Source organism: Shinella sp. WSC3-e (assembly GCF_945994535.1).
Classification (GTDB): Bacteria; Pseudomonadota; Alphaproteobacteria; order Rhizobiales; family Rhizobiaceae; genus Shinella; species Shinella yambaruensis.
The window spans coordinates 127,621-154,046 of record NZ_OZ000531.1; the positions used below are offsets into that span (position 1 = coordinate 127,621).

The 26,426-nt window shown below is 67.5% G+C and carries 26 protein-coding genes; 4 read left to right on the forward strand and 22 right to left on the reverse strand.

Going from position 1 to position 26,426, the window contains the following annotated elements; genetic code table 11:
* Window positions 1-49 precede the first annotated feature (49 nt).
* Together AABF56_RS23820 and AABF56_RS23825 are read right to left on the reverse strand one after the other, a co-directional pair.
* Window positions 50-1,069 carry a GlxA family transcriptional regulator gene (locus AABF56_RS23820; protein WP_064333285.1) on the reverse strand — a complete coding sequence of 340 codons (1,020 nt, stop codon included), beginning with the start codon at window positions 1,067-1,069 and terminating at the stop codon, window positions 50-52.
* A gap of 177 nt (window positions 1,070-1,246) precedes the next feature.
* On the reverse strand, window positions 1,247-2,110 hold the full coding sequence (locus tag AABF56_RS23825) for a DMT family transporter (protein WP_272807930.1): 864 nt from the start codon (window positions 2,108-2,110) through the stop codon (window positions 1,247-1,249).
* A 325-nt stretch (window positions 2,111-2,435) separates the two neighbouring features.
* On the opposite strand from AABF56_RS23825, the gene AABF56_RS23830 reads away from it, so the two are divergent.
* A complete protein-coding gene (locus tag AABF56_RS23830; RefSeq protein ID WP_272807929.1) occupies window positions 2,436-3,830 on the forward strand; it encodes an aminotransferase-like domain-containing protein in 1,395 nt (464 codons plus the stop codon).
* Here AABF56_RS23830 and AABF56_RS23835 read toward each other — a convergent pair.
* The 6 genes from AABF56_RS23835 to AABF56_RS23860 form a co-directional block, all read right to left on the reverse strand.
* Window positions 3,827-4,609 carry an ABC transporter permease gene (locus tag AABF56_RS23835; protein ID WP_272807928.1) on the reverse strand — a complete coding sequence of 261 codons (783 nt, stop codon included), beginning with the start codon at window positions 4,607-4,609 and terminating at the stop codon, window positions 3,827-3,829. The two genes, AABF56_RS23830 and AABF56_RS23835, sit on opposite strands and share 4 nt — an antisense overlap.
* A gap of 3 nt (window positions 4,610-4,612) precedes the next feature.
* Entirely contained in the window at window positions 4,613-5,791 is a 1,179-nt protein-coding gene (locus AABF56_RS23840) for an ABC transporter permease (protein ID WP_272807927.1), read from the reverse strand.
* Window positions 5,788-6,861 (reverse strand): ABC transporter ATP-binding protein, encoded by a 1,074-nt coding sequence (locus AABF56_RS23845; protein ID WP_443021176.1) that lies wholly within the window; start codon window positions 6,859-6,861, stop codon window positions 5,788-5,790. Before AABF56_RS23845 ends, AABF56_RS23840 begins: the two co-directional genes overlap by 4 nt.
* Before the next feature lie 218 nt (window positions 6,862-7,079).
* The gene (locus AABF56_RS23850; RefSeq protein WP_244766658.1) at window positions 7,080-8,108 is read right to left on the reverse strand and encodes an ABC transporter substrate-binding protein; all 1,029 of its coding nucleotides are present in this window, start codon (window positions 8,106-8,108) and stop codon (window positions 7,080-7,082) included.
* A gap of 234 nt (window positions 8,109-8,342) precedes the next feature.
* Entirely contained in the window at window positions 8,343-9,083 is a 741-nt protein-coding gene (locus tag AABF56_RS23855; RefSeq protein ID WP_244766586.1) for an SDR family NAD(P)-dependent oxidoreductase, read from the reverse strand.
* 72 nt (window positions 9,084-9,155) lie between these two features.
* Window positions 9,156-9,836 carry a GntR family transcriptional regulator gene (locus AABF56_RS23860; RefSeq protein WP_272807925.1) on the reverse strand — a complete coding sequence of 227 codons (681 nt, stop codon included), beginning with the start codon at window positions 9,834-9,836 and terminating at the stop codon, window positions 9,156-9,158.
* Window positions 9,837-10,118: 282 nt separating this feature from the next.
* Here AABF56_RS23860 and AABF56_RS23865 point away from each other — a divergent pair, with 282 nt between their 5' ends.
* Both AABF56_RS23865 and AABF56_RS23870 read left to right on the forward strand, forming a co-directional pair.
* Window positions 10,119-11,168 (forward strand): phosphotransferase, encoded by a 1,050-nt coding sequence (locus AABF56_RS23865; protein ID WP_272807924.1) that lies wholly within the window; start codon window positions 10,119-10,121, stop codon window positions 11,166-11,168.
* Between the two features lie 2 nt (window positions 11,169-11,170).
* Window positions 11,171-12,487: an aspartate aminotransferase family protein gene (locus AABF56_RS23870; RefSeq protein ID WP_272807923.1), complete on the forward strand. Its 1,317-nt coding sequence runs from the start codon at window positions 11,171-11,173 to the stop codon at window positions 12,485-12,487.
* A 716-nt stretch (window positions 12,488-13,203) separates the two neighbouring features.
* On the opposite strand, the gene AABF56_RS23875 is transcribed toward AABF56_RS23870, so the two are convergent.
* The 7 genes from AABF56_RS23875 to AABF56_RS23905 form a co-directional block, all read right to left on the reverse strand.
* Entirely contained in the window at window positions 13,204-13,542 is a 339-nt protein-coding gene (locus tag AABF56_RS23875) for a RidA family protein (protein ID WP_272807922.1), read from the reverse strand.
* Window positions 13,543-13,564: 22 nt separating this feature from the next.
* Window positions 13,565-13,744: a hypothetical protein gene (locus AABF56_RS23880; protein ID WP_272807921.1), complete on the reverse strand. Its 180-nt coding sequence runs from the start codon at window positions 13,742-13,744 to the stop codon at window positions 13,565-13,567.
* Between the two features lie 116 nt (window positions 13,745-13,860).
* Entirely contained in the window at window positions 13,861-14,790 is a 930-nt protein-coding gene (locus AABF56_RS23885) for a phosphatidate cytidylyltransferase (protein ID WP_272807920.1), read from the reverse strand.
* Complete coding sequence (locus tag AABF56_RS23890; protein WP_244766579.1) at window positions 14,790-15,443, reverse strand: lysophospholipid acyltransferase family protein; 654 nt, start codon at window positions 15,441-15,443, stop codon at window positions 14,790-14,792. Before AABF56_RS23890 ends, AABF56_RS23885 begins: the two co-directional genes overlap by 1 nt.
* Window positions 15,440-15,877: a hypothetical protein gene (locus tag AABF56_RS23895; RefSeq protein ID WP_272807919.1), complete on the reverse strand. Its 438-nt coding sequence runs from the start codon at window positions 15,875-15,877 to the stop codon at window positions 15,440-15,442. Before AABF56_RS23895 ends, AABF56_RS23890 begins: the two co-directional genes overlap by 4 nt.
* Window positions 15,874-17,208: a phosphatase PAP2/dual specificity phosphatase family protein gene (locus AABF56_RS23900; protein WP_272807918.1), complete on the reverse strand. Its 1,335-nt coding sequence runs from the start codon at window positions 17,206-17,208 to the stop codon at window positions 15,874-15,876. Before AABF56_RS23900 ends, AABF56_RS23895 begins: the two co-directional genes overlap by 4 nt.
* 7 nt (window positions 17,209-17,215) lie before the next feature.
* A complete protein-coding gene (locus tag AABF56_RS23905) occupies window positions 17,216-18,952 on the reverse strand; it encodes a bifunctional alpha/beta hydrolase/class I SAM-dependent methyltransferase (RefSeq protein WP_272807917.1) in 1,737 nt (578 codons plus the stop codon).
* 119 nt (window positions 18,953-19,071) lie between these two features.
* On the opposite strand from AABF56_RS23905, the gene AABF56_RS23910 reads away from it, so the two are divergent.
* Window positions 19,072-19,668 carry a CDP-alcohol phosphatidyltransferase family protein gene (locus AABF56_RS23910; protein WP_272807916.1) on the forward strand — a complete coding sequence of 199 codons (597 nt, stop codon included), beginning with the start codon at window positions 19,072-19,074 and terminating at the stop codon, window positions 19,666-19,668.
* Window positions 19,669-19,671: 3 nt separating this feature from the next.
* Here the strand turns inward: AABF56_RS23910 and AABF56_RS23915 are convergent, their stop codons facing one another.
* The 7 genes from AABF56_RS23915 to AABF56_RS23945 all read right to left on the reverse strand — a co-directional run bounded on the left by AABF56_RS23915 (window position 19,672) and on the right by AABF56_RS23945 (window position 26,364).
* Window positions 19,672-20,988: a replication-associated recombination protein A gene (locus tag AABF56_RS23915; RefSeq protein WP_272807915.1), complete on the reverse strand. Its 1,317-nt coding sequence runs from the start codon at window positions 20,986-20,988 to the stop codon at window positions 19,672-19,674.
* Window positions 20,989-21,117: 129 nt separating this feature from the next.
* Entirely contained in the window at window positions 21,118-21,888 is a 771-nt protein-coding gene (locus AABF56_RS23920; RefSeq protein ID WP_244766573.1) for an ABC transporter ATP-binding protein, read from the reverse strand.
* Window positions 21,889-21,896: 8 nt separating this feature from the next.
* Window positions 21,897-22,871 carry an ABC transporter substrate-binding protein gene (locus tag AABF56_RS23925; RefSeq protein WP_272807914.1) on the reverse strand — a complete coding sequence of 325 codons (975 nt, stop codon included), beginning with the start codon at window positions 22,869-22,871 and terminating at the stop codon, window positions 21,897-21,899.
* Window positions 22,872-22,903: 32 nt separating this feature from the next.
* Window positions 22,904-23,755 carry an ABC transporter permease gene (locus AABF56_RS23930; RefSeq protein WP_272807913.1) on the reverse strand — a complete coding sequence of 284 codons (852 nt, stop codon included), beginning with the start codon at window positions 23,753-23,755 and terminating at the stop codon, window positions 22,904-22,906.
* A 9-nt stretch (window positions 23,756-23,764) separates the two neighbouring features.
* Window positions 23,765-25,117, reverse strand: coding sequence for an LLM class flavin-dependent oxidoreductase (locus AABF56_RS23935; protein ID WP_244766570.1), 1,353 nt, complete (start codon window positions 25,115-25,117; stop codon window positions 23,765-23,767).
* A 122-nt stretch (window positions 25,118-25,239) separates the two neighbouring features.
* A complete protein-coding gene (locus tag AABF56_RS23940; RefSeq protein WP_272807912.1) occupies window positions 25,240-25,779 on the reverse strand; it encodes a flavin reductase family protein in 540 nt (179 codons plus the stop codon).
* Window positions 25,780-25,971: 192 nt separating this feature from the next.
* Entirely contained in the window at window positions 25,972-26,364 is a 393-nt protein-coding gene (locus AABF56_RS23945) for a RidA family protein (protein ID WP_272807911.1), read from the reverse strand.
* Window positions 26,365-26,426: the final 62 nt, after the last annotated feature.

A 26,426-nucleotide genomic window follows, 5' to 3' on the forward strand; every position in this document is an offset into this window, starting at 1 on the left:
CGAACGGTTTTCGCGCGGCTTGGTTCCCGACGGCCGGGCGATTTGCCCTTCAGCCGGCCTGGCGGCGGCCGTCGCGGCGGATCTGCGAGGGCGTATCGCCGAAAGCGGCACGGAAGCGGCGGGTGAAGTGCGACAGGCTCTCGAAACCGGTCTCCAGCGCGATCTCGATCAGCGGCTTGTTGGTGCGCATCACCATGGTGAGCGCCGCGGCCATGCGGATCTTCATGTAGATCGCGCTCGGCGAGGCGCCCATGTCGCCCTCGAACAGTCGCTCGAGCTGGCGGCGGGAGACACCCGTCATGGTGGCAATGCTGTCGATCGACAGGAGGTCCTCGGTGTGCTGTTCCATCATCATGATGGCGAGGTGCACGCGGCGGTCGCGGGCCTCGAGGCCGAGCGGATTGCGCGGCTGCACGTCGGTCGCATCGCGCCGGTGGCGGATCTGCAGGATTTCCAGCGCGTTGCGCTCGGCCGCCTCGCCGACATGGTGGCGCACGAGCGTCGCGGCGAGATCGGCGACGCTGCTGCCGCCGGCACAGGTGGCAACCTTGCCGTCGAAACGGAAGATCTGTTCCGACGTCGCCTCGATATCGGGAAAACGGCCGCGGAAATCGCGGTGGTGCAGCCAGCTGACGCAGGCCGTGTGTCCCTTCAGAAGGCCCGCCTCGGCCAGGATGAAGCTGCCCGTACAGAGGCCGATCAGCCCGACGCCGGCCTGGGCGGCCTTGCGCAGATAGGCCTGGGCATAGCTGTCGATGGGTTCCTCCACCGACAGGAGGCCGCCGACGACAGCGATGTAGTCGAAACAGGCGGGATCGGCAAAGGGCGCGGTCGGGGCGACCTGGATGCCGCTCGACGAGGTGATGAAGTTGCGCGTGCTGCTCAGCACGTCCCAGTCGCAGTGGACGCGGCGCGAGCGGTCCTCGCTGTCGCTGGCCAGCCGCAGCGTATCGACGAACAGCGCGAAGGCCGACAGCGTGAAACTTTTCGACAGGATGAAGCCGACCCGCAGCGCCTTCGGCGCCAGGGCACCGTTCATCTCTTTCGACGTGCGAACATCTGCCGCCATCCAGCTCTCCCAGGCCGTTCCGCCGGACACTATCGTCGAAGGCACGAACCGCTGGCAAGAGCCATAGCAGATTTCGCGCGCCGTCTCCATTCCCCGAACGCCGCCGGCTGCCGGTCCTGCGCAGGCCGGCCGGAATTGCCTTACGCAAAACCGCTTCACACTTTTGCTGGAATTGCTTCAGCGGGCAAATTTGCGGGCGCCGGCCACACAAAGCACGATGGCGAGCGTCGTGGCCAGCATCAGCGGGCTCACGCGCTCATGCAGCAGGACGGCGGCGAGCAGCAGGCCGAAGAAGGGCTGTAGCAGTTGCAGCTGGCCCACCGCCGCGATGCCGCCGAGCGCCAGGCCCCGATACCAGAAGACGAAGCCGATCAGCATGCTGAAGACCGAGACATAGGCGAGCCCGGCCCAGGCGCCGCCATCGATGCCGGCGAAGGTCTTGGGCAGCGAGACGAGCGCGATGATCGCCATCAGCGGCAGGGAGAGGATCAGCGCCCAGGAAATGACCTGCCAGCCGCCGAGCGTGCGCGAGAGCTTGGCGCCTTCCGCATAACCAAGGCCGCAGGCGACGATGGCCGCGACCATCAGGAGATCGCCGACGAGCGAGACTTCGCCGCCCGAATTCAGCGCGAAGCCCACCACCGTCGCGCTGCCGATGCCGGAGAACAGCCAGAACAGCGGCTTCGGCCGCTCCCCGCCGCGCAGCACGCCGAAGATGGCGGTCGCCAGCGGCAGAAGGCCGACAAAGACGATGGAATGGGCCGAGGTGATATATTGCAGCGCCAGCGCCGTCAGCAGGGGAAAGCCGACGACGACGCCGAGCGCGACGATTGCCAGCGAAAGAAGCGTATCGCGCGACGGCCTCGGCTGGCGCAGGGCAAGGAGCAGCGCCGCGCCCAGCATTGCGGCAATGACCGCGCGGGCCGATGTCAGGAACAGCGGCGAGAAATCCGCCACCGCCACGCGGGTCGCCGGCAGCGAGCCGCTGAAGATGATGACGCCGGCAAGCCCGCTGCCCCAGCCTTCCATGGATGTTTTCATTGGTCCTCGCATTCATCCTTCTTTACGGCGGCAGGGCTGGCGAAGACAGGGAAGGAGCGATACAATCTAAAAGAACTGTACTGGTTCAATTAGCAATACAGAGGCGGCAATCCCTATGGCAAGGCGGCCGCCCTTCACCCTAACCCTCTCCCCGCAAGCGGGGAGAGGGGACGTGCCCCACGCGACGATGATCGGTCGGGAAACCGGCGCGGGCATATCCCTTCGCCCCGCTTGCGGGGAGAAGGTGCCGGCAGGCGGATGAGGGGGAGGACCAGCGCCTCATCCGCCTGCCGGCAAAGAAGAATCCTGGATGCGGAAAGAGAACATGACCGAAAGCACAAGCCGGACTTCCAAGGTCATGGCGGCGATCAACGACCGCATCGCCAGCCGCGCGCTCGCGCCGGGCGATCGGCTGCCCTCGATCCGCCGCTTCGCCGCCAAGATGGGCGTTTCGCCCTCCACCGTCGTGGAGGCCTATGACCGGCTTGCGGCGGAGGGGCTGATCCGGGCGCAACGCGGCTCCGGCTTCTATGTCTCGCAAACCGCCCTGCCCCCGCTGAAGCTTGCCGCGGCGGAGACGCCGAAGGCGCGGGCGGTCGATCCGTTCTGGGTGTCGCGCCAGTCGCTCGACGCCGATGCCGCGGTGCTGAAACCCGGCTGCGGCTGGCTGCCGGCGGACTGGATGCCGGACGCGGCGCTTCGCCGCGCGATGCGCAGCCTGGCGAAGAGCGACGGCGACCTCCTGTCCTATTACGGCAGCACGCGCGGCTCCTCGTTCCTGCGGCGGCTGCTGCTCGGGCGGCTCGCGGAGGAAGGCATTTCGGCCGGGCCGGAGCACCTGATGCTGACGAGCACGGGCACGCAGGCGCTCGACCTGATCGGCCGCTTCCTGCTGCGCCCCGGCGACACGGTGCTGGTGGACGATCCCTGCTACTTCAATTTCCAGGCGCTGCTGAAGGCGCATCAGGTGACGGTCGTCGGCGTGCCCTATACGCCGTCGGGCCCCGACATCGCGACCTTCGAGGCCGTGCTCGCGGCGGAGCGGCCGCGGCTCTACGTGACCAACTCGGCCATCCACAACCCGACGGGCGCGACCCTGTCGCCGCAGGTGGCGCACCGCCTGCTCAACGCGGCCACCGGCAGCGAGACGATCATCGTCGAGGACGACATCTTTGCCGATTTCGAGCCGGAGCCCTCCACCCGGCTTGCCGCGCTCGACGGGCTCGACCGCGTCATCCGCATCGGCAGCTTCTCCAAGACGCTCTCCGCCTCCGCGCGCTGCGGCTATATCGCGGCGCGGCCGGATTGGGTCGAGGGGCTGGTCGACCTGCAGATCGCCACCAATTTCGGCGGGCCGAGCCCGATCTCCAGCGAGATCATCGCCCATATGCTCGCCGGCGGCGGCTACCGCAAGCACATGGAAGAGCTGCGCCGCAAGCTGGTGCGCGCCCGGCGCGAGGTGGCGGAGCGGCTTTCGCGACTCGGCATCACGCCCTGGCTCCAGCCGCGCGGCGGCTTCAACCTCTGGTGCCGGCTGCCGGAGGGGCTCGATTCCGGCGAGGTCGCGCAGGCCGCCCTTGCCGAAGGCCTCGTGCTCGCCCCCGGCAACGTCTTCAGCGTGTCGCAGAGCGCCGCCGGATTCATGCGCTTCAACGTGGCGCACATGCTGGAACCGCGCGTCTACCAGGTCCTCGCCGATGCGCTGAAGCGAACGGCCTAGCGCCGCTTCGCCAGCATGGAGCGCGACAGCACCACGATGAGGCCGATCACGACGGTCGCGGCGATGAAGAGGAAGGCGGCGGCGGCGATGGCGGGGCTGATGTTCTCGCGGATGCTGGAGAACATCTGCCGGGCCAGCGTGCGCTGGTTGGGACCGGCGACGAAGAGCGTCAGCACCACCTCGTCGAGCGAGGTGGCGAAGGCGAGCACCGCGCCCGAGAGCACGCCCGGCATGGCGAGCGGCAGCGTCACGCGCCGGAAGACCGTGGCGGGCGATGCGCCCAGGCTTTGGGCCGCAAGCTCCACCCGCTCGTCGATGCCGGCGAGCGCGCCGGTGACGCTGACCACCACGAAGGGCACGGCGACGACCGTATGGGCGATGATCACGCCGGCATAACTGTTCGTCAGGCCGAAGCCGGCGAGCAGCACCTGCATGCCGACGCCGAGCACGACCGCCGGCACCACCATCGGCAGCAGGAAGAGCGTGCGCATGGAGCCGCGGAAGAAGAGGAGCCGGTTGCGAAGCCCCAGCGAGGCTGCCGTGCCGAGCACCGTGGCGAGCAGCGTCGTGCCGGTGCCGATGATCAGGCTGTTGACGATCGCCCGCCGCCAGGCATCGGCGGTGAACAGCTCCTCGAACCAGCGCAGCGACCAGGAGGGGACCGGATAGGTGAGGATGACGCTCGAGGTGAAGGCGAGCGGCAGGATGGCGATGAGCGGCGCGACGAGGAAGAGGATCGTCAGCGCGGCGAAAACGGACTTGGCGAGCTTCATCGGCATGGCCTATCGCCTCCCCGGTTCATCGGCGGAGAGCCGCGCATAGACGCTGTAGAGCAGCAGCGTCGCGACGAGCAGCACGACGCCGAGCGCGCCGGCCATGCCCCAGTTCGCCGAGCCCGTGGCGTAGAAGGCGATGATGGACGAGATCATCTGGTCGCCCGGCCCGCCGATCAGCGCCGGCGTGATGTAGTAGCCGATCGCCGAGATGAAGACGAGCAGGCTGCCGGAGGCGACGCCGCGCAGGCTGAGCGGCAGAAGCACGCGCAGGAACGCTCGCCAGGGCGGCGCGCCGAGCGAGGCGGCGGCCGGCATCAGGTTCTTCGGAATGGTGATCAGCACGGAATAGATCGGCAGCACCATGAAGGGCAGCAGCACATGGGTCATGGCGATGATGACGCCGGTGCGGTTGAAGATCAGCGGCAGCGGCGCGTCGATGATGCGCAGCCAGCGCAGGAGATCGTTGATGAGCCCCTGTTCCTGCAGGAGGATGAACCAGGCGGCGGTGCGCACCAGGAGCGAGGTCCAGAGCGGCAGCAGCACGGCGCCGAGCATCAGGTCGCGCTTCCAGCCGGTCAGCGAGGCGGCGATGATCGCGTAGGGAAAACCGATGCAGGCGCAGGCGAAGGTGACGAGCGCGGCGATCCAGAAGGTCCGCACGAGGATAACCCGGTTGACGGACTGGTCGGCCGGCAGATGCTCGATGCTGCCCGCGGCATTGCGGCCGAGATCGACGGCGGCGAGCAGGTTGCGGTCGGTATAGGGCGACAGCGCATCGGCGATCGCCAGCCAGAATTCCGGTCGTTCCCAGCGCTGGTCGATGGAGACGAGGTCGGCGGGCGGATTGGCCGTGTCGTCCAGCGCGCTCGTCGTCTTCGCCATCAGCGTGCGGAAGCCGGAGCGGGCGCTGTTGAGGCGGCGCACCATGTCGCCGAGCGCCTGGTCGTCGTCGACGGCCTTGAGGTCTTCCATCAGCGCCGCCTGCATGGGCATGGTCGGCGGCGAGGCGCGATCCCAGTCGGCCAGCACCTCGGCGCTGCGCGGCAGGAGGCGCAGCACGGCCGGATCCGACACGGCCTGCGACATCATGCTGATCAGCGGCCAGACGAAGAAGCCGACGAGGAAGAGAAGCAGCGGCGCCAGCAGGAGGAGCGACCGGCCGGTCCGGGAGGAGCCCGCGCTCATGGCGCGATAACCCGGCAGTCACCGGCCGAAAAGCCCGCATAGACCCGCGTGCCCGGCGGGAATTCACGCGACCGGCGGCCGAGCTTGGCGATCAGCGGATGGGCGGCGTTCTGCAATTGCACGCGCAGGTGATCGCCCTGATAGACGCTGTCGGTGACCTCCGTTTCCAGGCAGTTGCGCGCATCGCCCCGCGTCTCGCTGAGATCGACCCGCTCCGGCCGGATGGAAAGGAAGACGGGCTGGCCGGAGGAGACGCTGCCGGAAACCGCCGAGACGATCTGCGCCCCGGACGGCAGGCGCACGGTCGCCTCCTCCCCCTCGACCGCCTCGACGACGCCCTCGACCAGGTTGGTCTCGCCGATGAATTCGGCGACGAAGCGCGTCGCCGGCTCGTCATAGACCTGCCGGGGCGTGCCGATCTGCTCGATCCTGCCCTTGTTGAAGACGGCGACGCGGTCCGACATGGTCAGCGCCTCCGACTGGTCGTGCGTGACGAAGACGATCGTCAGGCCGAGGCGGCGGTGCAGGTCGCGGATATCGAGCTGCATCTGCTCGCGCAATTGCTTGTCGAGCGCGCCGAGCGGCTCGTCCATCAGCACGACGCGCGGCTCGAAGACCAGCGCGCGCGACAGCGCCACGCGCTGCTGCTGGCCGCCGGAAAGCTGCGAGGGGCGCCGGTCGGCGAAGGCCGAAAGCTGTACCATGTCCAGCGCCCGCTTGACGCGCCCCTCGATCTCCGCCCTGCCCACGCCGCGCATCTGCAGCGGAAAGGCGACGTTCTCGCCGACCGACATGTGCGGGAAGAGCGCGTAGCTCTGGAAGACGACGCCCATGTCCCGCCTGTGGGTCGGCACGTCGTTGATCGCGGTGCCATCGAGCAGGATGTTGCCCGATGTCGGCTGCTCGAAACCGGCGAGCATCATCAAAAGCGTCGTCTTGCCGGAACCGGACGGGCCGAGCAGGCTGACGAACTCGCCCTTGTCGATGCCGAGATCGAGATTTTCGACCACGCAGAGCGGGCCGTAGAATTTGGTGATGCGGTCGAAACGGATGAATTCGGCCAAGGTCATTCTCCATCGGAACGGTCGCTGGCGGGCAAGCACCCCTCATCCGCCTGCCGCGACCTTCTCCCCGCAAGCGGGGAGAGGGGGATGTTGCGCCGTTTTCCTCAACATATGCCTGCGCGCCTGTTTAGGCCCGAGCCTTGCCGCAATTGCCTTCTCCCCGCCTGCGGGGAGAAAGTCGCGGCAGCGGGATGAGGGGCATTTCCGCCCCGCAAGCAGCAGCCTTACTGCGCCAGCCAGGCGTTGAAGCGCTGGGTCAGCGTTTCCGCATTGTCGATCCAGAAATCGACATCGAGGGCGATCGAGTCCGTCATGTTGGCCGGATCGGTCGGCAGGTCCTTGGCGAACTCGGCCGGAACCTTGGCCGCCGCTTCCTTGACCGGCAGGCCGTAGGCCACGAATTCCGGCAGCTTCGCCTGGTTGTCGGGCTCGCTGGCAAAGGCGATGAAGTCCTGCGCGGCGTCCTTGTTCTCCGCATCCTTCAGCACGACCCAGCTGTCGACGGCGTAGATGCTGCCCGGGAAGACGACCTTGAAGTTCTTGCCTTCCGTGCGGTTGATGCCGGTGATGCGGCCGTTATAGGCCGACGTCATCGCCACTTCGCCGGAGGCGAGGAACTGCAGCGGCTGGGCGCCCGATTCCCACCAGACGATGTTCGCCTTCAATTCGTCGAGCTTCTTGAAGGCACGTTCGACGCCCTCTTCCGTGCCGAGCACGTCATAGAGCTCGTCCTTGGAGACACCATCGGCGAGCAGCGCGAATTCGAGCGTGTATTTCGGCCCCTTGCGCAGCGAGCGCTTGCCCGGGAACTTTTCGACGTTCCAGAAGTCCGCCCAGGAGGTCGGTCCTTCCGCCAGCTTGTCGCCGTCATAGGCGATCGCCGTGGACCAGACGATCGCGCCGACGCCACAGTCATTGACCGCGCTGTCGAGGAACCTGTCCTTGCCGCCCATCTTGTCCCAGTCGATCTTCTCGTAGAGGCCGTCGGCACAGCCGAGCGCCAGCTCTTCCGCCTCCACCTGCACGGCATCCCAGTTCGGCGCGCCGGCCTTGACCTTCGACTGGATGACGCCGATGCCGCCGTCCCAGGCTTCGTCGAGCACCGGCTTGCCGGACTTTTCGGCGAAGGGCTTGAAGTAGATGTCGCGCTGCGCGTCCTGGTAGTTGCCGCCCCAGGAGACGATGGTGAGGTCGCGCGCGAGCGACGGCGCGGCAAGGCCTGCCGACAGCACGATGGCCGCGGCCGTGAGCATTCCGGATTGAAAGACAGTCTTCATTGCACTCCCCTTTTCTTCGTTTGTGAAGGAACCGGATGGCCCGGCCCCGATGACGATCCTTTGTCGGACTGCCGGCGCGCCCCGGCCTTTGGCCTGTCGGCGGTGCTTGCAGCCTCTCCGGTCGTCGCGCCCTTTCCCCTGGGCGTTACGGCCGATTGATGCATTCCGGGTCTTCCTGGTCAACGGGATATTTTCCCCGCTTGACGGTCGTCAGACGTGCTGCCCTCCGTTGATGTGGATTTCCGCGCCGTTGATGTAGGAGGACGGCTCGGTGCAGAGGAAATAGATGGTTTCCGCGACTTCCCGCGGCTCGCCGAGCCGCCGCATCGGCACTTCCGCCGCCACCAGTTCGTCGGTTCCCGGCGAGAGGATCGAGGTCTCGATCTCCCCCGGCGCAATCGCATTGGCCCGCACGCCGCGGCGGCCGAATTCATGCGCCATCTCGCGCGTCAGCGAGGCCAGCGCCGCCTTGGAGGCCGCATAGGCGACGCCCGCGAAGGGATGCACGCGGGAACCCGCGATCGACGTGACGTTGACGATCGAGCCCTTCGCCGCTTCCAGCTCCGGCATCAGCGCGCGGGCGATCAGCGCCGTCGAGACGAGGTTGACATTGAGCACCTGCGTCCAGACGTCGGCATCCGTATCGAGCACGCCGAGGCGGCTCCTGCCCGGCCCCTTCGGCGAAATGCCGGCATTGTTGACGAGCGCGTGCAGCCGGCCGTTCGGCAGCCGCTCGCGCACCGTGGCGGCCAGCCGGTCGATCTGCGAAAGGTCGGCAAGGTCCGCCTGGATATGGCTTTCACGGGCGGACGGCCAGGCGCATTCCTCGGAAAAGGGCTGGCGGGAGACGGTCAGGATACGCCAGCCCTTCGACTGGAAAAGCTTGACCGTCGCATGGCCGATGCCGCGGCTCGCTCCCGTCAGCAGCATGTAGCGGCGTTCTTCGGTCATAAGCGATCTCCATTGATGCTTGATACATCGTAATAGGCCATTTCCGAATTGCAAGCCCTCCCGCGTGAAAGGCTATGCCCGGCGCGCCTCCCGCGCCCCGACCCCTTCGATGCGCTCCAGGATCGGCTTGCCGCCGAGCAGGATATCGTCGACGATCGCCATCGAGGCCGCCGCCGGATCGTGGCGCTTCAGCGCTTCCACGACCGGATAGTGATGATCGATCATCGCCCGGCCGCCGGCGATGTAGGCGTCCGAAATGTGCGGCCCCATCTGCAGCCAGAGCCGCCGCAGGATGGTCGTCAGCACCGGAAGCCCGGCGATCTGCGGCAGCAGGAAGTGAAAGGCCTGGTTGAGCTGTGTGCCCTTCAACCGGTCCCCGGCCGCGATTGCCTGCTCGTTTTCCCGCAGGATCTGCTCCAGCGCCTGGATATCCGCGCTGGTCGCCACCTGCGCGGCGGTTTCCGCCGCCAGCCCCTCCAGCCGGATGCGGATCGCCCGGATTTCCCGGTAGCGGCTTTCGCTGAGGCCCGGAATGCGGATGTCGCGCGGCGAGCGGAAGGTGATCGCCTCGTCATTGGCCAGCCGCAGGATGGCGTCGCGGATCGGCGTGACGCTGGTGCCGAACTGTTCTGCGAGGTCCCGGATCTTCAGCCGGTCGCCGGGCTGGAACCGGCCCTGCATCAGCGCGTCGCACAGCGCGCCATAGACGACGCTGTTGAGGTTTTCGTGTTCCAGTGTCGTGAATTCAGCCATGGCACTGATCCGCAAAATCGAGTAACAAGATACTTGATGCATCTTTTTTGACGTGTTTCAAGTATCACCTGCCGCGTGCATCATCCGCCAAACGCCGTATGGAGGCAATGTCACCGGTGCCGCCATCGGCCACGCGACGCGGAAGGAGCGGCGAAACCAGCGGGAAACCGCGCCTGGAGCAATTCCAGCAAAAGTGCGAAGCGGTTTTGCGGCTGGAATTGCGTAAACAAACAGAGCGTTTTCGCGATTCGAAGAGAGGCGGAAATGCTCCAGGGAGCAAGCATGACGCAGCCAGCGCCGGCAACCAAGAAGACGGATTCGATGTCGGCAACCTGGAGCATAACGGCGCTCCCCGATGCCGAGGCCGCCGTCGCCGCGGTTTATGGCCTCTCCGGCGCAGTGAAACGGCTTTCCAGCGAACGGGACGAGACGTTCCTCTTCACAAGGTCGGACGGCACCGATTTCGTCCTGAAGATCGCCAACCCGGCGGAGGACCCCGCGGCGCTGGAATTCCAGGACGGCGCGCTGCTGCACCTTGCCGTCGCCGCCCCGGCCGTGCCCGTGCCGCGGCTCGTTCCGACGAAAGCGGGCGCGCCGAGCCATGCGCTTGCCACCGCCGACGGCCCGCGCATCATGCGCCTCCTCACCTTCCTCGACGGCGAATTGCAGTACCGCACGCCCGTCTCCGAGGCGCAGAGCCGCAATGTCGGCCGCGCGCTCGCCGAACTCGGCCTCGGCCTTGCGGACTACGACGGTCGCCCGCCGGCCGGAAAGCTGATGTGGGACATCTCCCACACGCTCGACCTTTGCGCGGTCGTCGACCATGTCGCGCCCGAGCGGCGGGCACAGGTGGAAACCGTGCTCGCCGAATTCGAGCGCGCCCTTCCCGCCATCACCGGCCTCACGCGGCGGCAGATCATCCACAACGACTTCAACCCGCACAACATCCTGCTCGATCCGACGGAGCCGACGCGGGTGGTGGGCATCATCGATTTCGGCGACATGGTGCATGCGCCGCTGGTCAACGACCTCGCCGTCGCCCTCTCCTACCATCTCGCGACGGACAACTGGGCGGCGCGCACCGGCGCCTTCCTCGCCGGTTTCCTGTCGGCGCGCGCGCTGGAGCCCGGCGAGATCGAACTGCTGCCGCTCCTGACGCGCTGCCGGCTGGCCATGTCGGTCATCATCGCCGAATGGCGCTCCGCCCGCTTCCCGGAAAACCGGGACTACATCATGCGCAACCACGCCACCGCCTGGCGCGGCCTGCAGAACATAGGCGATTTCACCCCCGCCGGGCTGAAGAGGCTCGTGCCCAACCTTTCCGAGGCCTGATCATGTCGATGGTGAATGCATTTTCGCGCGAGGATTTCGAACGGCTCAGCGAGGCCGAACGGGCGCTGATCGCCCGCCGGGAAAAGGTGCTCGGCCCCGCCTATCGCCTGTTCTACGAAAAGCCGCTGCACCTCGTGCGCGGCGAAGGCGTCTTCCTCTATGACGCTGCGGGCGAAAGATATCTCGACGCCTACAACAACGTCGCCTCGGTCGGCCATTGCCATCCGCGCGTCGTGGAGGCGATCACCCGCCAGACCGCCGTGCTCAACACCCATACGCGCTACCTGCACGAAGGCATCGTCGACTATGCCGAGGCGCTGACCGCCACCTTCCCCGGCGACCTCAGCCAGGCCATGTTCACCTGCACCGGCAGCGAGGCCAACGACCTTGCCGTGCGCATCGCCCGATTCGTCACCGGCGGCACCGGCATCATCGCGACGGAACTCGCCTATCACGGCCTGACGAGCGCGGTCGCCGAATTCTCCCCCTCGCTCGGCGAGGCGGTGACGCTCGGGACCCATGTGCGCACCGTGCCGGCGCCGGACAGCTACCGCCATTCGCCGGAAGAGATGATGGAGAAATTCGGCCGCGACGTCAGCGCCGCCATAGCCGACCTGAAGCGCCACGGCATCAAGCCGGCCATGCTGATCACCGACACGATCTTTTCCAGCGACGGCATCTTCGCCGGTCCGAAAGGCTTCCTGAAGCCGGCGGTGGATGCGATCCATGCCGCGGGCGGCCTCTTCGTCGCCGACGAGGTGCAGCCCGGCTTCGGCCGTACCGGCGAGGCCATGTGGGGCTTCGAGCGCCACGGCGTCTCCCCCGACATGGTGACGATCGGCAAGCCGATGGGCAACGGCTACCCGATGGCCGGCATCGTGCTGCGCCCGGACGTGGTCGCCGAGTTCGGTCCCCGCGCCCGCTACTTCAACACCTTCGGCGGCAATCCGGTCGCGGCCGCCGCCGGCAAGTCCGTGCTCGACACGATCCGGACGGAAGGCCTGCAGCAGAACGCGCTGGAGGTCGGCCAGTACCTGATGGACGGCCTGAAAGGCCTCGCCCGCCTCCACCCGGCCCTCGGCGACATCCGTGGCTCCGGCTTCTTCATCGGCGTCGAGATCGTCGCCGACCCCGCGACGAAACAGCCCGATGCCGCCCTGACGACCCGCATCGTCAACGGCCTGCGCGCCCGCCGCGTCCTGATCAGCGCCTCCGGCCCCAACGCCAACATCCTGAAAATCCGCCCGCCCCTCGTCTTCTCCCGCGAGAACGCCGACATGCTGGTGGACGCGCTAGCCGACGTGCTGAAGCCGGCCTGACGGCCGACACGCCGGAGCGCGCATCCGCCCGCTCCGGCCTAAAGGGCAGCCGCCTTCATCGGCGCACATTTCCGGCTCCGCCGTTTTCGGACAGCTCCAATACAGAGACGGCAGGAACCTCTACGCCAAATCCCGCTTCCTCGAGACGTTTCAATCCCTGCCCCTCCGCAAGGAGGCGATCTGTCGCTCGACGAGGCCTATCTCGACGTCACCCAGCTTCAATACACACCTCCTCAGGGAGATGCCCCCCGGCCGCTTTCGCCATCGCGTGACCTTCGTCGTTTCAATCCACACCTCCGCAGGGAGGTGACCTAGCCTCTTGTAAACCACGGATTTGTCTGAGCTGGAAGTCCTGGATGTGCGGGAAGGGTGACACCGGGCGGGATTGTCCGGACGTGTGTGGAGCATGGAGCGGAAGAACGTGGAATTTCAACGCCAAAGGGGTCGTGCGAACGTGGCGGGCTTTCGTGGCACGCTTGGGGTTCGCACCCGTAGACCGGGCGCGCCTGCTGGAGACCAGCGGGCGGTTGAGGTCGGTGGCGGGCCTGGCGCCGGTAGGGCGTAGCGTGGGTTGTCCACCGCCGGGGCGATGGTGCCCAGCCGCGCCTTCGGGCCAGTCCGTTGCCAGACCCCGGCTTGAAGAGCATCGTCAAAGTTGCAAGGGCCGCATGCGCGCGGCCCCCACGTCTTCACCCGCGAACGGGTCGCCGCGCGGTTCAGACGAGTGCGGTGACCTGGATTTCGACCAGCAGTTCCGGCGCGGCGAGGCGGGCCTCGACCGTTGCGCGGACCGGCAGGTTGTCCGGGTCGACCCACTGGTCCCAGACGTCGTTCATCTGGGCGAAATGGGCGATGTCGCGCAGCCAGATGTTGGCGCTGATCAGCTTGGCCTTGGAAGTACCGGCCTCGGCCAGAAGGCCGTCGATCGTGGCCAGGATGTCGCGGGTCTGGGCGGTCGTGTCGGCACCGCTGCCGGTGACGCCGGCCGTGGTGACGACGCCGTTGACGACGACGGCCTGGCAGAAGCGCTTGCCGGGCTTGATACGCTGGATCATGAAAAATCTCCCATGGTGTTGATCACAGATTGGTTTTGCCGAAAGCCGAGAGGATGAAACCGGCGCGTTCCGCGCCGATCGGCGATGGCAGCGCGGCATCAATGCCCGAAACGCCGGGCGAGCGCAACTTGCCGCCGAGCGCCGCCATTTCCACTGCCGGCCGGGGCTGGCGCGCCGTGCTGCCACCGATGCCGCCGGACATGTCGGTGGCCGCCGGCGCATGAAGGCTGCGCGTACCGGCTGAGCGCGACGTTTTCCCGCGGCCTCGGCGCCTCGGCCCGTCTCGGCAGGCTCCCGCCGATGGGCAGACGCCGCTGGTTACGTCCAGGCGTAACGCACGATGTGAAAGAAGACGGGGGCGGCGAAGACGAGGCTGTCGGCGCGGTCGAGCATGCCGCCATGGCCCTCGATCATGTGGCCCCAGTCCTTCACCCCGCGGTCGCGCTTGATGGCGGAGGCGACGAGGCCGCCGAAGAAGCCCATGATGCAGGCGAGCGCCGCGAGCCCGCCGGCTTCGAGCGGCGAGAACGGCGTCAGCCAGTAGAGCCCGGCACCGAGCAGCGAGGCGCTGGCAATGCCGCCGACCAGCCCTTCCCAGGTCTTCGACGGCGAAATGCTCGGCGCGACCTTGTGCCTGCCGAAGAGCTTTCCGAAAATGTACTGCAGCACGTCGCTGCCCTGCACGGTGGCGATGAGGAAGGCGATGAGCAGCAGGCCCCGCCCCTCGTTGCCGGGAATGGGCAGCGTGACCAGCGCCGGCACATGGCTGATGCAATAGACCGACAGCATGATGCCCCATTGCTGCTCGCTGACCCGTTCGAGGAAGCGGGACGTGTCGCCGCGCATGGCCGTCAGCGCCGGCATGGCGAGGAAGCAGTAGACGGGGATGAAGATCGAATAGAGCCCGTACCAGTCGATCCAGATCAGGTAGTACTGTGCCGGCACGATGATCAGGAACATGCCGAGCAGCGTCCAGCGGTCGGCGTGGCGCGTGTTGGTGAGGGTGACGTATTCGCGCAGCGCCGCGAAGGAGACGAAAGCGAAAAGCAGGATCACGCCGCCCGTGCCGAACAGGAAGGCGACACTGATGCCTGCCACCATGATCCACCAGGCCTTGATGCGGGCATTGAGGTTTTCGAGCGTCGCCGGCAGCGGTTTCTCGCTGCGCCAGGAAAGCACGCCGGCAACGAGGCTCGCGATGACGAGCACCGAGACGAGGCCGAGGAAAAGACGCGTGTCGTCGCTCATCAGCGGGTTCCATCCTTTCGGGGCGCAAGGGCAAGAAGCGCCGCGCGGGCGCGCTCGAGGAAGGCCTTCCGCTCCTCCCCGGCCTGAAGCACCAGCGGGGCGCCGAAGACGACGCGGCAGAGCAGCGGGACCGGCAGGAGCGCACCCTTCGGCAGGACGCGCGACATGTTCTCGATCCAGCAGGGCACCAGCTCGACATCCGGGCGAAGCGCCGCGAGATTGTAGAGGCCGGAGCGGAAGCGCAGGAGCGGCTCCTCCGTCATGTTGCGCGTGCCCTCGGGAAAGAAGATCAGGGACTGGCCCGCATCGAGCGCGGCGAGCATCACCTGCATCGGATCGGCGGTGCGCTCCACCCAGTTGCGCTCGACGAGCACCGTGCGCAGCATCCTGCCGGAAATGAAGCGGCGGATCGGGCCGGCATTCCAGTAGTCCGCCCCGGCGACGGCGGCCGTGCGGCGGCGTTCGGCAAAGGGCAGGCAGGTGGAGACCAGGATGAAATCGCCATGGCTCGCATGGTTGGCGAAATAGATGCGTTGCCGGCCGTAGGGCGCCGAGCCGGCCCAGATCGGCCGCACGCCGGTGACAGCGCGCGAAAGGCCGGCGAGCACCGCGCCGGATACCGTCTGCAACAGGGATGCGCCGTTCGCGCTCATGCCCCGCCTCCCTCCATCCCGTCAAGGAGCAGGATGAGGTAGAGCGCGACGGCGACCGCCAATGCGATCCGCTGCAGCCAGAGGAGCCGCCGGCATCCCCGGAGGCGCTCCGGCAGCGTTGCCGAAACGCCGCCCCGGGCGCGAAGCCCCATGCGCGCCAGAACGTCGTCGATGGCCGCAAGGCCCACCGCTTCCCCGTCATGGGAGGCGGCAAGCCGGAACAGCGCGGCATCGAACAGGAGATGCACCGAAAACGCCAGCGGCACGAGGCAGGAGGCGAGCAGCAGCCCCCAGGCGAGCGGCCCGGAAAAACCATGGGCGCCGGCCGTCGGCGGCGCGGCGGCGAGGATCAGCAGCGCCGCCGCGCCGCCGGCAAGGCCGTTGCGCCGGAGGCGCCGGATGGCATCCGCGACGATCGCCCGCCAGTCCGTCATCGCGCCGCCTCCTCGATCGCGGCATAGGTTTCCAGCGCAAGATGCACCGGCCGCCCCTTCGCCTTGATCTGGACGACGGCCGCGGCGGCGCTGGTGGCAAGCCCCGTCCGCATCAGGACGCAGGCGGCGACGAGCGCGCTGCGCTGGAAGCCGAGCGCGCAGCAGACGAGGACCGGCCCATGCCGCCCCGCCTCCTCCGCGGCGAGCGCCGCCTCGCGGATGCGGGCGGCGGAGAGGGGCAGCAGATCGAGCGCCGGGAAGGCGCGCCAGGAAAGGCCGGGAACGGCAAGGCCCGGCAGCTCTGCCGTCATGTCGATGACGGCGGCATAGGTCGAAAGGGCACGCCGCGTCGGCACCCGGCCGAGAAAGACGCCGTCGGCGATCTCGACGGCATCAGGCAGGCGCCGCGTCCACCACCAGGCATTCACCCGCGCCCCCAGCCTGTAGGGCATCAGCAGCCAGCGGCTTGCGAAGCTGATGCGGCCATCGCCCCTTTTCTGGAACACATCCGGCCCGGCGCCGGCATAGGCGAGCGCGACGATGGCGAGGGCAAGCGCCGGCCAGAGCAGCAGCAACCCCGCCCCGGAGCCGAACGTCGTCCACACCGCAAGGAACAGGAAGACCAGCGCACCGGCGCCATAACAGACGGCGAGCCGCCGCGCCTTCGGATCGACCGTCAGGCGAAACCCTGCCAGCGGCGACGGCCGGCCGGCCGGAAACAGCCAGAGGGCGAAGAGGCCGAGCAGCGCGCCGGTCGGGATATCGATGCTGTGATGCTGCCAGGTGGTGAGGACAGAGACGCCGATCAGAAAGCTCCAGGCATGCCAGACCGCCAGCGTCATTCCCCGCAGTCGCCCGCGCCAGTGATCCCAGATGATCACCAGCAGGGCGACATGCAGCGAGGGGGCCTGGTTGAACGGCTTGTCGAAGCCGCCGAGCACGTCGAACAGGAAGCCCGGCAGACCATGCGTCTCCGGCCGCACGAAGATCGCCTGCAGCGGAAAGGCGATGAAGCAGAGGACGGCGACGACCTGTGCCGTGAGGTAGCGCCGCGCCAGCCGGCCGACCTCCGCCGGCGTCTCGTTGACGAAGAGCGAGAGCGCATAGAAGGCGTTGATCGACCAGTAGGGCAGGATCGTCCAGGCGAGGAAGGGGATGTGCCGCTCCCAGCCGAACGCGACATTCGGCACGTCCGCCCGCTGCGCGGCCAGCCAGTTGGAAAAGCCGTAGGTCAGGTAGAAGAACGGCGCCAGGACGGCGAGCCAGAGCGCTGCCGCGCGAAAAACCGCGCGGCGATCGACGGCAAGGAAAGATGCGACGCCCTCCCCCATGGCCGCCTCAGATGCGCTCGGCCAGCGAGACGGTGAAGATGCCCCATTTGTCGATACGCTGCTCGACCTTGCGGAAGCCGGCGGCCGCCACGAGCTGGTCCATCTCCTGCTGGGTGCGCCGGCGCATGATCCAGGCCTCGCCGCCGCGATGCGAGGTCAGCGCCCGGGCGATCATCTCAAGCTGCGGATGCCAGGGCTGGCCGGTATAGAGGAGCAGCGCCCCCGGCTCCATCGCCCGCGCGAGGCCGGCCAGCGAGGCCTCGATCAGGGCATTGTCCGGGAAGAGTTCGTAGAGGCCGGAAACGATCGCAAGCGTCGGCCGCGGGGCGATCGCGGCAAGCCCTTCCGTGTCGAAGGCGTCCGCCCGGTGGAACTCCGCCACGTCCGAGAGGCCGCGATCAGTGATCAGCGCCGTGCCCTTCTCCACGTTGATCGGCGAATAGTCCTGCAGGCGGATGCTCTCCGGCTTTACCTCGGACGCCGCGACCGCATCGAGTACGTAGCGCCCGTGGCCGGCGGCGATGTCGAGCACGCGCAGAGGCCGCCCCTCGGCCTTCAGGCGCGCCAGCGCCTTGCCGATCAGCGCCTCCAGATGGACCTTGCGCTGGCGGATGCCGCGCCAGCCGATCGCATCGAGGAACTGCCGGTCGATCAGCCGCCCGCCGGGGCCAAGGCCCCGGGCCTCGTCCTCATAGACATAGTCGAGCGTGGAGCCGGAATCGAAGCCGGTGCGCAAACCCGTCTCGATGCCCCTGGAAAAGAGGCCGCCGAGGCGGATCGAGGCGCGCGTCAGCGCCCAGTAGAGCCCGCGCGGGGAAAACAGCGAGAGCGGCGTCGCCAGCCGGTCGGCCTCGTCGCGGGTATGGCCGGAAAGATGCGCGCGCCGCAGGTCGGCCACAACGGGCGGTTCGGCGAAACGCTGGAGGAGGAAGGTCCGCACCTTTTCGAGCGCCTTCGCCCGGTCCCGCTCGCCGAGCGTGTCGTGGTAGAAGCCGGGCAGCACATGGCGCTCCTTGATCGTGCTGCCGAGATTTTCGAAGAAGCGGTGCTGCGGTGCATGGCGCACGACGAAATCGCTGCCGGAGACGAGAAGCTGCGTCGGCACCGTGATGGCGCGCGCATCGGCGACCACCCGATCCGCCGCCTCGTAGAGTTCCAGGAGGATGTTGGAGGCGATGGGGCGGGTGATCAGCGGATCGGCCTCGAAGGAGGCGATGCGCTGCGGATCATGCGTCAGGAAACGGGCCTTGACGTAGGAATTGACGAAGAACGTGCCCTTGAGCTTTTGCGAGAGCGCGATGCCCTCCTTGGCGAAGGGTACGTAGAGCTTCACGTCGAAGGCCGGCGAGGCCAGCACCAGCGCACGGATATTAGGCGCATAGTCATGAACCCAGGTGGAGGCCAGCACGGCGCCGACGCTCTGGGCGACGACGGCGACCTGGTCCATGGAAAAGCCGCCGGTCTCGCTTATATGGCGGACGAAGCAATCGAGATCGCGCACCGAATGGGCGAAGGACGGCGAATGGCCGCGCTCGCCGGGCGACCGGCCATGGCCGCGCGCATCCCACGCGTAGAAGGCGAAGTCGTCGAGCCCGAGCTCCTCGACAATATGCGCCACCCGGCCGCTGTGCTCATGGCCGCGGTGCAGCAGAACGACCGCGCCCTTCGCCGCGCCGGACCGGGCGGGCCAGGCACGGTAGAAAAGCTCCACGCCGTCATGGCTCGCAAAGGCGGATTCGATCATGCTGTCATCTCTCCTGCGGAAACCTCAGCACCTATACGGATGAGGACGCATGTTTGCAGTTGATTTCATGCCGTTTGCATCCTCTTTTGTTGCACGCAATCGAGCGGATTCGAGCTGACATGTCGATCTATAAACTGAAATCATCCTTCCAGAACCTGCTTCGTCCCCTGGTGGGACGGCTTGCGGCCATGGGTGTCACGGCCAACCAGGTGACGCTGATCGCCGCGCTCGTCTCGGTGGGGATCGGCGCGCTGCTCCTCGTCAATCCGACGCCCGCCCTTTTCGCGCTCGTTCCCGTCTGGATGCTGCTGCGCATGGGGCTCAACGCCATCGACGGCATGCTCGCCCGCGAACACGGCCAGAAGAGCCCGCTCGGCGGCTATCTCAACGAGATCACCGATGTCGTCTCCGATGCCGCGCTCTACCTGCCCTTCGCGCTGGTGGCGCCGTTTTCCCTGCCGTGGTTCACGGCCATCGTCTTCCTTTCGGCGCTGACGGAGTTCGCCGGCGTGCTCGGCGTCGCCCATGGCAACGGCCGCAGCTACGAGGGGCCGATGGGCAAGAGCGACCGGGCCCTCCTCTTCGGCGCCCTCGGCGCGCTCGTCGCCGGTTTCGGCACGCTGCCGGCCTGGACATGGCACATCCAGCCGATGGCCTGTGTGCTGCTCGCCTGGACGGTCGTCAACCGCGTCCGGGCCGGCCTCACCGGACCTTAGCCGTTAGCGTTTCTCGCCGAAGCGGCGCGGCGTCGGCCGGCCGGTGATCTGGTCCCAATGCTCGTCGGCCCGCCGCTCGAAGGTCCCCGCCTCGCGGGCGTCGCTCTGGTAGAAGGCGCCGCGCGGAACGTCCGGCGCGTAGACCTGCTCGCTCCAGCCCCGTCCGTCGTCATGCGGGAAGGCATAACCGACATGGCCGAGCGCCGCCGCCCCTTTGTAATGCGCGTCGCGCAGATGCATCGGCACCGCCGACGGCGCCTCTTTCGCCACATGGGCGAGCGCAAGCGAAATGCCGCGGCAGGCGGAGTTCGACTTCGGCGCCCGGGCGACGTGCAGGGCGGCATGGGCGAGGATGATCTGCGCCTCGGGATAGCCGATCTTCTCCACCGCATGCAGCGCGGCCACCGCCGTCTGCAGTGCCGTGTTGTCGGCAAGGCCGACATCCTCGGACGCGTGGATCATGATGCGGCGCGCGATGTAGCGCGGGTCCTCGCCGCCATGGATCAGCCGGGCAAGCCAGTAGAGCGTCGCATCGGGATCGGAGCCGCGCATCGATTTCACGAAGGCCGAGACCACGTCGTAATGCGCATCGCCCGACCGGTCGTGGTTGACGGGCGCGGCGGCATAGGCCTCATCGACCATCGCCTCGGTGATGACGACGGGTTTTCCCGGCGCGTGCCCGACGGCAAGACTTTCAAGAACCGTCAGCGCGCGACGCGCATCGCCGCCGGAGCGGCCGGCGATGCGGCGCAGTTGGTCGGGTTCCAGCTCCACCGCGATGCCCCGCGCCGCAAGGTGGCGAAGCCCCCGCCGCACCACTTCCTCCATCTCCTCCAGCATCAGCGGCTCCAGCTTCAATATGGTGGAGCGGGAGATCAGCGCGGGCGTCAGCGTATGGTAGGGATTGCCGGTCGTCGCGCCGATGAAGTCGGCGACGCCCTCCTCGCAGAGCGCAAGGAGATGGTCCTGCTGCGTCGCGCTGAAGCGATGCACCTCGTCCGCGAAGAGCAGGGTCGGCCGCATGCGCGCCTCGTCGGCGATCTTGCGGATGTCGGCCACGTTGTTGTGCGCGGCATGCAGCGGGCGGAAGTTCTTGCCGAGCATGTTGCCGATGGCGCGCGCGATCGACGTCTTGCCGAGGCCGGGCGGGCCGTAGAGCACGATGCTGCCGAGCCTTCCGGCCGCGATGCGCCGGCGCAGCATGGTGCCCTCGCCGATGATCCTCTCCTGGCCGATCACGTCGTCCAGGCTCGCCGGGCGCAGCTCCGCGGCGAGCGGCATGGCGCCGGGGCGCGGCGCGGCGTCGAAAAGATCGGTCATGGCATCCTCCGGTCTCGAACGGTCCTGTCCAACCCGGCGGCCTGACGCAAAAGCCCGCCTGCCCGGCCGGATGACGTTCGTCTATCGGCCGGAGCAGGCGGGGTCAAAGGCAATCGTGCGCGATCGCGGTCAGTGCAGGCCGAAGAGGGTCAGCAGTTCCTCGCGATGGCGCACGAATTCCGGCGCGCTGCGGTCGCGCGGGCGCGGCAGGTCGATCTCGATCAACCGCGGCGCGGCGTTCTTCTCGCGCGGCAGGATGAGGATGCGGTCGGCAAGGTAGATCGCCTCCTCCAGGTCGTGCGTCACGAGGATGGTCGTCACGTCCTCGTCGCGCCAGATGCGCGTCAGCTCCTGCTGCATGCCGATCTTCGTCATGGCATCGAGCGCGCCGAGCGGTTCGTCGAGCAGCAGGATCTCCGGCTGGACGGCAAGCGCCCGGGCAATACCGACGCGCTGCGCCATGCCGCCGGAAAGCTGGCGCGGATAGGCGTTCTCGAAGGATTGCAGGCCAACGAGCTGGACATAGCGCCGCGCGCGGGCTTTCGCCTCCTCGCGGGAAACACCGCGCGTATCGAGGCCGAAGGCGACGTTTTCGAGCACCGTCAGCCAAGGCAGCAGGCGCGGCTCCTGGAAGATGACGGCGCGTTCCGCGCCGACGCCCGAGACGGCCTTGCCGTCGATCAGCACCTCGCCGCCGTCGGCATCCTCCAGCCCGGCGAGGATGCGCAGCAGCGTCGTCTTGCCGGAGCCGCTGGCGCCGACGATGGCGAGGCTCTCGCCCGAGCGGATCTTCAGGTTGATGTTGTCGAGAACCGGCAGCGGCCGGCCATCGAGGGTGTAGGATTTCGAGAGGTGGCGGATCGTCACCTCTCCACGGATCGCTGCGGGGGCAAGGCTCATGACGGACCTCAGTTCGTCGCCGCATCGGGCGAATAGAGCACGTCCTTGGCCGCGAGCTGGCCGTCCTCCAGCTTGCCCTCGCGCACCAGCACGTCGATCCAGAACTGTACGTCCCGCTCGACCGGAAGGCCGCCGGCACGAACGCCGTAACCGCGGAAATACTGTGCGATGTCAGGGTTCTCGCCGCGTTCCTGCAAGGCCTTTGCGAGGATCTTGCGGGTTTCCTCGGGATGTTCGCGGGCATAGTCGAGCGCGCGGGCGGACTGTTCCACGAAGGTCTTCGCCGCCTCGGGATGCGCCTTGACGAAATCGCGGCGCAGCACCACGAAGCCGCCGGCGATCTCGCCGAGCACGTCCGTGTCGCCGAAGATCGCGCGCAGGCCGCCGTTCTTGCTCGCCGCGCCCTCGAAGGTCGTCTGCCAGTAGCCGAAGGCCGAGATGTCGACCTGGCCGGAGCGCAGCACCTGCTCGAGCTGCGGGCCGGGCACGACGACCTGGTTGGCCGCATCCGTCGGCAGGCCGGCCGAATGCAGCGCCTCGCGGATCGTGTAGTCGAGATGGGCGCCGAGCGTGTTGACGGCGATGCTCTTGCCGGCAATGTCCTTGATCTCCCTGATCGGGCTGTCCTCCAGCACGTAGAAGATCGACTGGACCTCGGCATTGATGCCGTTCGAAGGATAGGCGGCGACGAAGTCGTTGCCGCTGATGATCGAGTTCAGCACGGCGGAGGTGGCCGCGCTGCCGAGCTCCACGTCGCCGGAAGCGAGCGCGATCAGCGAGGCCGGGCCGCCGGCGGCATAGCCGACATTCTCGATGGTGATGCCGGTTCCCTCGAAATAGCCGAGTTCGGCGGCAAGCTCATGGGCGGTCAGGCCGCCCTGGCTGGCGAGGTAACGCAGGTTGACGTCTTCCGCGGAAGCCGTGCCGGCAAGGCCGAGCGCGAAGGCGGCGGAGAGGAGAAGCTTCTTCGAATGGAAGGTCATGACGGTGTCCTTTGACAAAGAGGATGAGGAGTTCAGGCGTTCGGCTGCGACCAGCGGCAAAGCTTCTTCTGGAGGAGGACCAGCACCGCATTGGCGATGAGGCCGAGCAGGGCGAGAAGCAGGATGGCGGCGAACATCAGCGGGATCTGGAAATTGTACTGGGCGTTCATCACCTGAAAGCCGATGCCCTTGTTGGCACCGATCATCTCGGCGGCGATGAGCAGCAGCAGCGCCGTGGTGGCCGAGAGGCGCAGGCCCACGAAGATCGCGGGAACCGAGGCCGGCAGGATGACGCGGCGGAAGATCGTCAGGCGCCCTGCGCCATAGGTCCGCGCCATCTCGACAAGCTTGCCGTCGACCTCCTTCACGCCGCCGATCGTGGCGAGCAGGATCGGGAAGAGCGTCGCCCAGAAGATGACGAAGACCTTCGAGGTTTCGCCGAGCCCGAGCAACAGGATGAAGACGGGATAGAGCGCGAGCGCCGAGGTCTGGCGGAAGAACTGCAGCAGCGGATCGAGCGCCTGCTCGACGATCTTGGCCTGTCCCATGACGAGGCCGAGCGGGATGCCGATCGCGACGGCGGCAGCAAAGGCGATGCCGGAGCGCTGGAGGCTGATGGCGATGTCGTCGATGAGCGCGCCGCTGGCAAGGCTGTCCCAGAGGGCCGCGACGATGATGTGGAGCGGCGGGAAGACGGCGGGATTGACCCAGCCCTGCGTGCTCGAAATCTGCCAGAGCGCCAGGAAGGCCAGCACCAGGCCGTAGCGGGCGAGGAACGACGGCAAAAGCGCATTCAGCCGCGCCGTTACCCTGGGTGTCGCCGGTGGGCGGCTGGCCAGGCGAAAATCCGCGCCGAGGGTGGAGTTGACGTTCTCATAGGACATGGTCGTCTCCTATTCGGCGGCCTGGACGGCGGCGCGCGCGCCGGCCCAGCGGTTGACGGGGAAAGGCAGGCCGAGGTTTTCGCGCAGCGTCGTGCCCTCGTATTCGGTGCGGAACAGGCCGCGGCGCTGGAGCTCGGGGATGACCAGGTCGACGAAATCGTCGAGCGCGGTGGGCAGCCACGGCGGCAGGATGTTGAAGCCGTCGGCGGCCTCGTTCTCGAACCATTCCTGCAGGGTGTCGACGATCGTCTCGGGCGTGCCGACGATGGTGTAGTGGCCACGGGCGGAGGCGATCCACTGGTAGAGCTGGCGGATCGTGAAATTGTTCTCGTCGGCGATCTGGCGGATCAGCGCCTGGCGGCTCTTCATGCCCTCGGTCGGCGGGGCGGGCGGCAGCGGGCCGTCGAGGTCGTAGCCCCTGAGGTCCAGCGTGCCTCCGGTGAGCCCGTTGAGGAGACCGACACCGTCCTCTTCGACGATCAGCGCGGTCAGGCGGTCGTATTTCTCCCGCGCCTCCTCCAGCGTCCGGCCGACGAAGGGCGAGACGCCGGGCATGACGAGGATATGGTCCGGATTGCGGCCGAGGCCGCGGGCGCGCGCCTTGATGTCACGGTAGAATTCCTGCGCCGTCCCGATGTGCTGGTGGGCGGTGAAGATCACCTCCGCCGTGGCGGCGGCAAGCCCGCGGCCGTCATCCGACTGGCCGGCCTGCACGATGACGGGATGGCCCTGCGGCGAACGGGAGACGTTGAGCGGTCCGCGCACCTGGAAATGCTCGCCGCGATGGTCGCTCTCATGCAGCTTTTCCGGATCGTAGAAGACGCCGCGCTCCTTGTCGCGCAGGAAGGCGTCGTCCTCGAAACTGTCCCAGAGCTTCTTGACCACCTCGACATGCTCGGCGGCACGGCGGTAGCGCGCGGCATGAGGCAGCTGGGTCTCGCGGTTGAAGTTCTGCGCGGTCGGATCGCCCGTCGTGGTGACGACGTTCCAGCCGGCACGGCCGCCGGAAATGAGATCGAGCGAGGCGAATTTGCGCGCCGTGTTGTAGGGTTCCTCGTAGGTCGTCGAGGCGGTGGCGATGAAGCCGAGGTTCTTCGTGAAGGGCGCGAGGGCGGAGAAGAGCGTCACCGGCTCGAAGCCCGCAACGCGGGCATTGCCGCCTTCCCGCGCGCCGCCGAAACCGATGGCGAGGTTGTCCGCCAGGAAGTAGGCGTCGAACAGGCCGCGCTCGGCGGTCTGGGCAAGCTGCTTGTGGAATTCGAAGCTGGTGGCGCCGTCCGCCGGCTGGTCCGGGTGGCGCCAGGAAGCGACGTGCTGGCCGCCGCCGGGAAGGAAGGCGCCAAGCCTGATCTTGCGTGTCATCGTGTTTCCTTTCGTATCGTCTGGAAAGGGCCGCGTCGGCCACGGGGTCTCGATCCCGCCCGCGGCGGGGTATGGCAGTGCATGGATGGAGATGCCGGTGCGGCGGCGCCGCTCAGCAGGTTTCAGGACAGGGCATGGTAGCGGCCGTCCTGGTAGAGCAGCGAATGGCCGGCGCCGAGGCGGATCGCCAGAACCTTGCCGATGACGATGACGTGGCTGTGCCGTTCGATGGCTTCCTCGACGACGCAGTCGATCGCGGCGACGGCATCGACCAGCAGCGGCGCACCGCTGACGGCGGTGGTCCAGTCCGCCCCGCGATAGCGATCGGCGCCGCGCAGGCCGCCGCGGCCGGCGAACTGGTTGGCAAGGACCTCGTGAGTGCTGCCGACGATGTTGATGCCGAGATGGCCGTAGCGCTCGACGACGGGCCAGGTGGAGGAGGAGCGGTTGAGGGAAACCAGCATGCGTGCCGGCTCGACGGAAAGCGCCGTCGCCGAGGTGACGGTCGCGCCGGTGCGGGCCTCGCCCTCGCCGGCCGTGATGATGCTGACACCGCCGCCGAGCGTGCGCAGCGCCGCCTTCAACGCGTCGGCGTCGGCCGGCTGCTCGATCGCCGTGGTGCCGCGAATGTTGAAACGTGTGTTTTCGACATGGGCGTTCATCGTTCCCGCTCCGCTTGAGACCCCTGATGGTGATAGGGATAACAAGCGGAAGCCTGGGGCAGCAGGCACGCCATTTCTTATTTCACTATTTTTATAGAAAATATGAATTTCGATTGCGCGACGCCTGCGAGAGCGTTTGCCGCCGGGGAAAAGATGGGCCGAGCGCGCCAGGACCCAGGGTTCGGCACGATCTCAGGCGCGCCCGCGCCGCGCCGCCATCGCCGTCACCTCGACACGCATGCCGGGATCGGCGAGCGCGGCGACGCCCACGGCGCAGCGCACCGGATAGGGCTTCTTGAAATAGGCGCAGTAGACCTCGTTGAAGGCCGGGCGCTCGGTGATGTCGGTGAGGTAGATCGTCAAATGGACCACGTCGGCAAGGCTGCTGCCGGCCTTTTCCAGCGAGGCCTTCAGGCTTTCCAGCGTCGCCACGCTCTGCGTCGTGATATCGCCGGTCTCCAGCGATCCGTCGGCGCGCAGCGGGATATGCGTGGTGACGAGGAGGTCGCCGAGGCCGGCGGTGTCGGACGAGATCTCCGTCTCGTCGGTGTCCTCGATGAAGAAGGGGGCGTCGTTTTCAGCCATGGCCGATTCTCCTTGAATGCGTTTGCCGGTCAGCACGAGCGGCTTTGCCGCGTTCCGTCAAC

Bases quoted from the DNA above. Each gene is read 5' to 3' on its own strand.
- AABF56_RS23945 (WP_272807911.1), bottom strand. From the start codon at position 26,364: ATGGCTGAAAACGACGCCCCCTTCTTCATCGAGGACACCGACGAGACG.
- AABF56_RS23930 (WP_272807913.1), bottom strand. From the start codon at position 23,755: ATGTCCTATGAGAACGTCAACTCCACCCTCGGCGCGGATTTTCGCCTG.
- AABF56_RS23900 (WP_272807918.1), bottom strand. From the start codon at position 17,208: ATGGGGGAGGGCGTCGCATCTTTCCTTGCCGTCGATCGCCGCGCGGTT.
- AABF56_RS23905 (WP_272807917.1), bottom strand. From the start codon at position 18,952: ATGATCGAATCCGCCTTTGCGAGCCATGACGGCGTGGAGCTTTTCTAC.
- AABF56_RS23875 (WP_272807922.1), bottom strand. From the start codon at position 13,542: ATGATCCAGCGTATCAAGCCCGGCAAGCGCTTCTGCCAGGCCGTCGTC.
- AABF56_RS23855 (WP_244766586.1), bottom strand. From the start codon at position 9,083: ATGACCGAAGAACGCCGCTACATGCTGCTGACGGGAGCGAGCCGCGGC.
- AABF56_RS23895 (WP_272807919.1), bottom strand. From the start codon at position 15,877: ATGACGGACTGGCGGGCGATCGTCGCGGATGCCATCCGGCGCCTCCGG.
- AABF56_RS23910 (WP_272807916.1), top strand. From the start codon at position 19,072: ATGTCGATCTATAAACTGAAATCATCCTTCCAGAACCTGCTTCGTCCC.
- AABF56_RS23920 (WP_244766573.1), bottom strand. From the start codon at position 21,888: ATGAGCCTTGCCCCCGCAGCGATCCGTGGAGAGGTGACGATCCGCCAC.
- AABF56_RS23865 (WP_272807924.1), top strand. From the start codon at position 10,119: ATGACGCAGCCAGCGCCGGCAACCAAGAAGACGGATTCGATGTCGGCA.
- AABF56_RS23845 (WP_443021176.1), bottom strand. From the start codon at position 6,861: ATGACCTTGGCCGAATTCATCCGTTTCGACCGCATCACCAAATTCTAC.
- AABF56_RS23925 (WP_272807914.1), bottom strand. From the start codon at position 22,871: ATGACCTTCCATTCGAAGAAGCTTCTCCTCTCCGCCGCCTTCGCGCTC.
- AABF56_RS23850 (WP_244766658.1), bottom strand. From the start codon at position 8,108: ATGCTCACGGCCGCGGCCATCGTGCTGTCGGCAGGCCTTGCCGCGCCG.
- AABF56_RS23915 (WP_272807915.1), bottom strand. From the start codon at position 20,988: ATGACCGATCTTTTCGACGCCGCGCCGCGCCCCGGCGCCATGCCGCTC.
- AABF56_RS23880 (WP_272807921.1), bottom strand. From the start codon at position 13,744: ATGTCCGGCGGCATCGGTGGCAGCACGGCGCGCCAGCCCCGGCCGGCA.
- AABF56_RS23825 (WP_272807930.1), bottom strand. From the start codon at position 2,110: ATGAAAACATCCATGGAAGGCTGGGGCAGCGGGCTTGCCGGCGTCATC.
- AABF56_RS23820 (WP_064333285.1), bottom strand. From the start codon at position 1,069: ATGGCGGCAGATGTTCGCACGTCGAAAGAGATGAACGGTGCCCTGGCG.
- AABF56_RS23890 (WP_244766579.1), bottom strand. From the start codon at position 15,443: ATGAGCGCGAACGGCGCATCCCTGTTGCAGACGGTATCCGGCGCGGTG.
- AABF56_RS23835 (WP_272807928.1), bottom strand. From the start codon at position 4,609: ATGCCGATGAAGCTCGCCAAGTCCGTTTTCGCCGCGCTGACGATCCTC.
- AABF56_RS23940 (WP_272807912.1), bottom strand. From the start codon at position 25,779: ATGAACGCCCATGTCGAAAACACACGTTTCAACATTCGCGGCACCACG.
- AABF56_RS23885 (WP_272807920.1), bottom strand. From the start codon at position 14,790: ATGAGCGACGACACGCGTCTTTTCCTCGGCCTCGTCTCGGTGCTCGTC.
- AABF56_RS23840 (WP_272807927.1), bottom strand. From the start codon at position 5,791: ATGAGCGCGGGCTCCTCCCGGACCGGCCGGTCGCTCCTCCTGCTGGCG.
- AABF56_RS23870 (WP_272807923.1), top strand. From the start codon at position 11,171: ATGTCGATGGTGAATGCATTTTCGCGCGAGGATTTCGAACGGCTCAGC.
- AABF56_RS23935 (WP_244766570.1), bottom strand. From the start codon at position 25,117: ATGACACGCAAGATCAGGCTTGGCGCCTTCCTTCCCGGCGGCGGCCAG.
- AABF56_RS23830 (WP_272807929.1), top strand. From the start codon at position 2,436: ATGACCGAAAGCACAAGCCGGACTTCCAAGGTCATGGCGGCGATCAAC.
- AABF56_RS23860 (WP_272807925.1), bottom strand. From the start codon at position 9,836: ATGGCTGAATTCACGACACTGGAACACGAAAACCTCAACAGCGTCGTC.